Annotated in this window: 5 protein-coding genes and 2 pseudogenes; 3 read left to right on the forward strand and 4 right to left on the reverse strand. The window is 62.7% G+C overall.

Going from position 1 to position 6,366, the window contains the following annotated elements; translation table 11 throughout:
• From WS62_RS32525 to WS62_RS04480, 3 genes and pseudogenes are all read left to right on the forward strand, one after another.
• Positions 1-149, forward strand: a pseudogene (locus tag WS62_RS32525) (3-oxoadipyl-CoA thiolase); the annotation flags it as partial.
• A 461-nt stretch (positions 150-610) separates the two neighbouring features.
• On the forward strand, positions 611-787 hold the full coding sequence (locus WS62_RS35905) for a hypothetical protein (RefSeq protein WP_156440862.1): 177 nt from the start codon (positions 611-613) through the stop codon (positions 785-787).
• 29 nt (positions 788-816) lie between these two features.
• Positions 817-2,361: a methyl-accepting chemotaxis protein gene (locus WS62_RS04480; protein WP_066568281.1), complete on the forward strand. Its 1,545-nt coding sequence runs from the start codon at positions 817-819 to the stop codon at positions 2,359-2,361.
• 279 nt (positions 2,362-2,640) lie between these two features.
• On the opposite strand, the gene WS62_RS04485 is transcribed toward WS62_RS04480, so the two are convergent.
• The 4 genes and pseudogenes from WS62_RS04485 to WS62_RS04500 form a co-directional block, all read right to left on the reverse strand.
• Entirely contained in the window at positions 2,641-3,657 is a 1,017-nt protein-coding gene (locus WS62_RS04485; protein WP_066568289.1) for a methyltransferase, read from the reverse strand.
• A gap of 418 nt (positions 3,658-4,075) precedes the next feature.
• A complete protein-coding gene (locus tag WS62_RS04490; protein WP_066568291.1) occupies positions 4,076-5,113 on the reverse strand; it encodes an aromatic ring-hydroxylating dioxygenase subunit alpha in 1,038 nt (345 codons plus the stop codon).
• Positions 5,113-6,105 (reverse strand): Rieske 2Fe-2S domain-containing protein, encoded by a 993-nt coding sequence (locus tag WS62_RS04495; RefSeq protein WP_066568285.1) that lies wholly within the window; start codon positions 6,103-6,105, stop codon positions 5,113-5,115. Before WS62_RS04495 ends, WS62_RS04490 begins: the two co-directional genes overlap by 1 nt.
• A gap of 6 nt (positions 6,106-6,111) precedes the next feature.
• Positions 6,112-6,366, reverse strand: a pseudogene (locus WS62_RS04500) (cation:proton antiporter); the annotation flags it as partial.

The following is a 6,366-nucleotide window of genomic DNA, read 5'->3' on the forward strand; positions in this document are numbered from 1 at the left end:
TCGCGCTCGGGCACCCGCTCGGCGCGTCGGGCGCACGGCTCGTGACGACCGCGATGTATCAGCTGCATCGCACGAACGGCCGCTATGCGCTGTGCACGATGTGCATCGGCGTCGGACAGGGCATCGCAATCGCGATCGAACGTGTCTGATCCGAGTCGCACGCCGCGCATCGCGCGGCAATCCATACGGCCCGTGCCCGCAAGCGCACGGGCCGTTTTTCTTTGCGCGCGCGGCGGCGCGCATCGCGAACGCCGCCGCATCGGATGCGCGGCGGCGGCCGTCACGCAGTCGGGTCGAATCGCGCCGCGCGCATTCCGCCCACGATATCTTTCGCATTTCCTGGTGAATTCTTCATTATTCGCATGACGCGTTGAGCGAAAAAGGCCATTCCACATCGCTGGAGAGATTTCGGCGAACCTGCATTGGCGCATGCCATGCGCTTATCTCAGCATTCGAATCAAGCTCCGAATGTCGATCGATCTTATTTCTAATTCCTGAATATTCGATCAATAAAACTCGTGAAATAATTCATGTCGGATTATTTGATGTCGATCAGTAGAATCGGCATGGTTCGAGTAAACATTCAAGTGTTGCGGGACCGGCAACGTCGATGAAAAGCAACGAAGGAAGCCTGTCCGAAAGGCTCCGGTTTGATGTGTGTCAAGGCGAAATTCATCATCTCGTGCTTTCCCCGCGTGCCGGTTTTTGCCGAACGGCTGCCGACAACGAGGTGCGGGCCGATCGAACGCCGTTCGATCGATTTTGCTCGGCCGATGAAATCAATTAAAGAACACAGATCCAGCAATCGGAGCGCTCATGCGTAACAACCAACCCGTCACCCAACGCGAATTCGATTTTCCCGACGATGCGACCTTGATGTCGACGACCGATCCGCACGGCCGCATCACGTATGCGAACGCGACGTTCGTGCACGTCAGCGGCTTTTCGAGCGACGAGATCGTCGGCGACGCGCACAACGTCGTCCGTCATCCCGACATGCCGCGCGAGGCGTTCGCCGACATGTGGGCGACGTTGAAGCGCGGCGAGCCGTGGACCGCGCTCGTCAAGAATCGCCGCAAGAACGGCGACCACTACTGGGTGCGCGCGAACGCGGTGCCCGTGATCCGCGGCGGGCAGACGCAAGGCTACATGTCGGTGCGCACGAAGGCCGCGCGCGGCGAGATCGCCGCCGCCGAAGCGCTCTATCGCGACTTCCGCGAAGGCCGCGCGGGCGGCCGGCGGTTCCACAAGGGCGTGATCGTGCGCAGCGGGCTGCTGCGCGCCGCGTCGCTGCTGCAGACGATGTCGGTGCGCGCGCGCGTCCATCTGCCGATCGCCGTGCTGACGCCGGCGATCGTCGGCGCCGCGTGGGCGGCCGGCGTGACGGGCGCGCCGCTCGCGCAGCTCGCGGGCGCGACGCTCGGCGGCGCGGCGCTCGCCGCCTGGTGGCTCGACGCGCAGATCGCGCGGCCGCTGCGCACGCTGCGTCGGCAGGCGCTCGACGTCGCGACCGGATCGAGCCGCCAGGGCGTCAACATGAACCGCGTCGACGAGATCGGCATGACGCTGCGCACGATCAATCAGCTCGGGCTGATGTTCCGCTGGCTGATCGACGACGTCAGCGAGCAGGTGCTGACCGTGCAGCGCGCGATCAACGAGATCGCGCAGGGCAACAACGACCTGAGCGTGCGCACCGAGCAGGCGGCGACGAGCGTCCAGCAGACGGCCGCGTCGATGGCGCAGATGACGGCGACCGTGTCGAGCAATGCCGAGACGGCGACGCAGGCGAACCGGCTGTCGGAATCGGCGAGCCATGCGGCGGAGCGCGGCGGCCAGGCAGTGCGCGAGGTCGTGAGCACGATGGGCGAGATCACCGAGAGCTCGCGGCGGATCTCGGAGATCATCGGCGTGATCGACGGGATCGCGTTCCAGACGAACATCCTCGCGCTGAACGCGGCCGTCGAGGCCGCGCGCGCCGGCGAGCAGGGGCGCGGCTTCGCGGTCGTCGCGGGCGAGGTGCGCGCGCTCGCGCAGCGCAGCGCGAACGCGGCGAAGGAGATCAAGGCGCTGATCGGCGCGAGCGTCGAGCGGGTCGAATCCGGCGCGCAGACCGTCGACTACGCGGGCAAGTCGATGGACGAGATCGTGTCGCAGGTGAAGCGCGTGTCCGATCTGATCGCCGAAATCAGCGCGTCGACGAGCGAGCAGAGCGCGGGCGTCTCGCAGGTCGATCACGCGGTCGTGCATCTCGACAACATCACGCAGCAGAACGCCGCGCTCGTCGAAGAAAGCGCGGCGGCGTCGGAGAGCCTGCGGCAGCAGGCGACGCTGCTCGTCGACGCGGTGGGGGTGTTTCGCTGATGCGGTGGGGAGGCGGCGGCGCGTGCGAACATGTCCGGCTCGACAGGGTTGCGTCGCGCGGCGAACGCGCGACGCAACGGGGACGAAGCGGATACGGCGGGCAGGAACCCTGTCCGCACATCGGACCGTCCGGACGAGAAGATGCGTACGGATGTTGGAATTCACCGGCCTGCGTCGATCTCCCCTACATCGTCCGGCTTGACACGAAACAGCTTGCCGGGCTGGGCTCGTCTGCAAACATGGCGGGTACGTTCCTCGTTCATCGACTCGCGCACGAGATCACTGCTTTACGCCCGTGACAAGGCTGTAATAGCCGGAGCTCGGGATGGTTTCGATCGACGAAAATCCCGCATCCGTCAATATCTCGGACAATTCATGGGAAGAATATTGCTCGCCCTCGGTCCAGCTAATCATCATCAAGCTGGATGCAGCTGCCGCAAGCGGACCGCTCTTGTCGTCGCGATACAGAACCTCATGTAGCACGATGCGGCCGCCGGGCGGAAGCGCGTCGAAACTCTTGCATGCGAGAAGGGCATCCTTGTCCCGGGGCCAGGCATGGAAGACGTTCGAATAGAAATGCAGATCCGCGTCAGGAAACGGATCGTGCAACATGTCTCCAGGATGAAGCGCGACGCGTTCCCGCACCGACGATTTTTCGAAATACGGGCGGCTCAATTCGCATACGTTCGGCAGCTCGAACAGCACCCCGCGAAGCGCAGGCCACGCCGAAAGCGCACTTCTCGTGTGCACGCCGGACCCCCCGCCGATGTCGAGCATCACGCGATGCATCGAGAGATCGAATTTCGTTGGCCACACGGGCGCATGTACGGCGCTCGCACTTTCCATCGCACGCGTGAAGCGCCTTGCAAGCTCGTCCTGTTGCTCGTGTGACTGGAAGACGTCGGGACTGCCGTAAGGGTGCGCTGCATCGTCGCGTATTGCAGTCTCGAGCGACTTGAGCGAGAAGGTGTCGCTGGCTTCGTACATCAGATCAAAAAATGCCCCGAAATACGTCGGGCTGCGCTCGACCAGAAAATCTTCGCCGAGCGTGGTCAGCGCGTAACGATCCGCGTCGCACCGGACAAAACCCAGCGCCACTGCGATATTGACCAGCGCTTCGGCAGGACGGCGTGCAAGCCCGAGCGCCGCGCAGAGCTCCCCGAGCGTGGATAGCCTTCCGTCAAGCTGGCGAAAGAGTCCAGCGCGATGCGCGATCAGCATTGCCGGACTCACGAAGAGACCAAGCGCTATGTCGTATACGGCAATGTCGTCGCGACGGGGTAACGTGAGAGTCATGGTGTGGTACCGGATGAGGTTGAGTTCGTGACGTTGTCCAAGAAGTGGAGCGAACACGGCAACGCCGACATTAATTGACTGATTTGCTGAACGACTTCATGGGCCCATGCAGTGAACGTGTCGAATACAGTGTCGCACCGGGTGCCATGTTTTCTTCAGGTGAAGAAACCGCGAGAACGACGGAAAGACCAGATGCATTTGCTGCTCTCGCTTCATGCGTATCGATATGGTCTTCATCGGATACCTCATCTAGACAAGAGACGGTTGAAAACGAATGATCGCCATGTCGGCTCCGTCGAAAGCACTTCAACACCATGCGCAAGTGATGATGTCGTCTGCGAGATTTCATGGCCGATACAGCCGACATTCTCCAGGAAAGCAGATCCGCACGATTGCCAATGGCGTACATACATGTGCGCTATCGGTTCGGCATCCCGAGAATATCGCACGCGTCCTGGCTCGGAAGTGCATCATCCGCGTAAGTGAAATCTCCTTCGCGCTGCCGTTTCGCGAGTTGCTGCCACAGAATCCGATAGCGTAATCCGGCACGGTCGAAACGCGAAAACAGATCGCGGCGCTCGCCCGGGTCCAGATAGCGGCCGTTTTGCGACCTGACCATGCGATTGTCCTGAGGTCCGACGACATAGGGAACGAACGGCAATAGCAGGCGTAGCGGCCACGGCGCCGCCGTCGCGTTCAACGCAAAGTTGAGTCGACAATAGTTGCGCGATTCGGGCACGCATGGATGGAACAAAGGCAGATCGCTGCCCGGTGTGTGACGGCCATAGGCCAGCGCGACTGAGCTGCGCACATGTACGTGGATCACCGCGTGAAGGTCCTGATATTTCGCACGCACGCCACCGAACCAGCGCATGATCGGCAGGACTGATTTGTTCTTGCAGCGGCGGATCATCGTCACCGTTTCGGATGTATAACGGACGTCGATTTGATCCTCATCGGACTGCTGATCACCGAACACGTTCGCATGCAGAAAGTCCGAGTGCGTCAAATCGAGCAGATTTTCGATGAGTAGCGGTGCGCAGCAATCGATTCGGATGTTGCCCTGCATATACTTCGGCAGGCCGCCATCGCGCGGCAGGAATGGCACGTCGGGCATGAAGGTGTCGCTCGCAGCTTCGGGGTCGCCGTACCAGACCCATACGTAACCGTATCGTTCGACTACCGGATAACATTCTGCGCCCTGGTCCCGCGGGTGCGATGCGGGACGCTTTGAAACCGGCTGGTCGGGATGCCACTGAGACGCGTTGATGCGGCCGCGCGCACGCCATAGATAGCACGGCTCCGAATGAATATGCCAGCGCGACGCGCGTTCGCCGACTTCAAACGTGTGAGCGAGCGGAAGCCACGCGTTGCGCAGGCGAGTCCGGTTAGGTAACCAGTCTTCCTCGTTGCGACGGCTCGTCAATTCGACGTCCTCGTTGTCATCGGATAGCATCATCGACTCCTTGTGCGGTAATCGGTCGACATCGGCTGCGTCGATACGCGCTGCCCCGAGACCGTGCAATGCCAGGCCCGCGAGTAGAGTGCGTCGAGCGTCGACAGTGCGCGACCGTCGACGTGTGCGAGCATCGCGAGCGGTGAGCGGTGCAGGCGGGCCCATATGCGAAACAGTTTCGCGCCGATACCTGTCGCGTCGGCGGCCACGCCACCGCGCCAAAGTACGTTCGTCGCGCCGCGGGCTGCCGGCGCGATCGCGATCGACGCCCACAGCATCGGCGCGCCGTCACTTGTCTCGAGCTCGACCGACGCGAGCGCATCGTCTTGTGACGATGTAACGCGAAGCGTCCATGGATAACGCACGCCGAAGTGCTGGTCGATGAAGCGCGTCGCCCACGTGACGCCGCGTTCCATCGAGATTTTGCCGTCACGTGGCGCCGTGTCTGCGATCACGTAGTCCGTGATGTGCAAGCCGGCAATGCGCATTGTCAGATGCGGCCCATCCGCCAATGCCGCCACGTATTCGTCGCGCGTGATCGCGACTGTCACCGAGCCTGAGAATCGTTGCGCATCGCGGACGTCACGAGTGATCGCGCCGACGGACTGTCGCGCATCGGTCGCGCATGCCCATACGAATCCGTCGCGCTCGAGCGTCTTGTACGCACGCGCGGCGAAGTGCGAAGGCACACGCTCATTCGCCGACAAATTCGGAATCGCCACGCAACAGCCCGTCGCGCCTTCGTAGGTCCAGCCGTGATAGGCACACTGCAGCCGGCCGTCGGGGGTTACGCGCCCAAGCGATAGCGGCGCGCGGCGATGCGCGCAACGATCCTCCATCGCGCGCACGGCACCCGACGCGTCGCGAAACAGCACGAGCGGCTGCTCCATGCAGACGACGCCGAGCGGCGCCTCGCTGCTCACCTGCTCGGACAGCGCGACCGGCATCCAGCGTGAGGCGGAGTTAAAAAGCAGTGGAGCGACCGCATTCATATGTGTTCATCGCGACGATCGCGATGCCTCCGGCAATCCAGGTACGCGCGCGTTGTGGCCCGCTTCGCGTGTCTGCGTCGATCGAATGCCCGCCGGCGAATCGTCGGCGGCCCTGTGCGATGGCTCCTGAGTTTGCCGCTTCGCGAGCCGCTGGGTCGACATCGCGCTCAGCCACGTCATCGTCAGCGTCGCGATCAGCAATACCGTGTACAGCGAAGCGGGGATGATCCGCAGTTGCAGACCGATCGCGAGCACCATCAG

Source organism: Burkholderia sp. ABCPW 14, from assembly GCF_001523835.1.
Taxonomy (GTDB): Bacteria; Pseudomonadota; Gammaproteobacteria; order Burkholderiales; family Burkholderiaceae; genus Burkholderia; species Burkholderia mayonis.